This is a genomic window from Italian clover phyllody phytoplasma str. MA1, assembly GCF_000300695.1.
In the GTDB taxonomy this organism is placed as follows: domain Bacteria; phylum Bacillota_I; class Bacilli_A; order Acholeplasmatales; family Acholeplasmataceae; genus Phytoplasma.
Map to the genome: position 1 here is coordinate 1 of NZ_AKIM01000118.1, position 987 is coordinate 987.

At 19.7% G+C, this 987-nt stretch carries 2 protein-coding genes; both read right to left on the bottom strand.

Annotated features, from left to right (window positions below):
- Positions 1–55: 55 nt before the first annotated feature.
- Positions 56–577, bottom strand: coding sequence for an SVM family protein (locus RI01_RS02820; RefSeq protein WP_017193161.1), 522 nt, complete (start codon positions 575–577; stop codon positions 56–58).
- 31 nt (positions 578–608) lie between these two features.
- Entirely contained in the window at positions 609–986 is a 378-nt protein-coding gene (locus tag RI01_RS02825) for a hypothetical protein (RefSeq protein WP_026052456.1), read from the bottom strand.
- Between the last annotated feature and the right edge of the window lies 1 nt (position 987).

Consider the following 987-nt stretch of genomic DNA (forward strand, 5'->3'; position numbering starts at 1 on the left):
ATATTAAAAATAATCTTAAATATATAAATTATTCTTTAGATAATTTTATTAATTATTAATAACTAGTAGATGTATTATTTTGGTGATCTTTTTGATAAATTTTTAAAAAATTGTTTAATCTTTGTTCTCTTCTATTTAAACAGTCGACTTGTTTATTTAGCTTTATAAGTTCTAAAATAATTTGAATACGAACACTACCGTTAGAATTTAATATTTGAATAATTGTGTCGTTACGTTTATAAATAAAATTATTCATTTTTTCATCAATTATTTTTCTTTCGGTTAAAATATAAATATGTCCTTTAACTTCATTAATAGCTTCATGATTTAAATGAACTTTATTATTAAAAGATTCTAACATTATTTCTTCATGATATTCAATATTTATAATTTTAGCTATATTTTGTTCTTGTTCTTCTAATAATTTATTTAATTTTTCGTTTAATTCATTAAGTTCATTTGATGAATTATTATTGCCCATTCCCATAATTTTATGATTATTAGTTATTAATAGCAATCCTAATAAAACAAACAAACAAATATTTATTATTTTAAATTGATTTTGTAATTTAAACATTAATTAAAACTCCTTTTTTAATTCATAAAAATTATTTTTGTTCATATTGCCAAAAAATATACATATTTTTAGCTCCATTACCCATTTGTTTTAAATCTTCTAAAGTATATTTATTATCTTCATCATCTCTAATGCCATCATCAAAAAAAACACCTAATAAATTTCGAGGTGAATTTTTAATCTTCCACATAATTGAAAATTCTGCTATGTTTCCGTTATAACACGGACTAGTTAGCGTAAAATCAAAATATTTTTTAAATGTTTCGTGATTTTTAATAATATTAATATTTGATACAGTTACATTAATGATTCTCATATCACCAACAAACTCTTCATTAGGGGCAGCCATTATTTGAGTATTATTAATAATTAAAAATTCTAATAATAAAAAGAATAAACAAATATTTATT

What these genes read in the sequence shown, in the direction of transcription:
- RI01_RS02820 (WP_017193161.1), bottom strand. Translation starts at nt 577, where the DNA reads ATGTTTAAATTACAAAATCAATTTAAAATAATAAATATTTGTTTGTTT.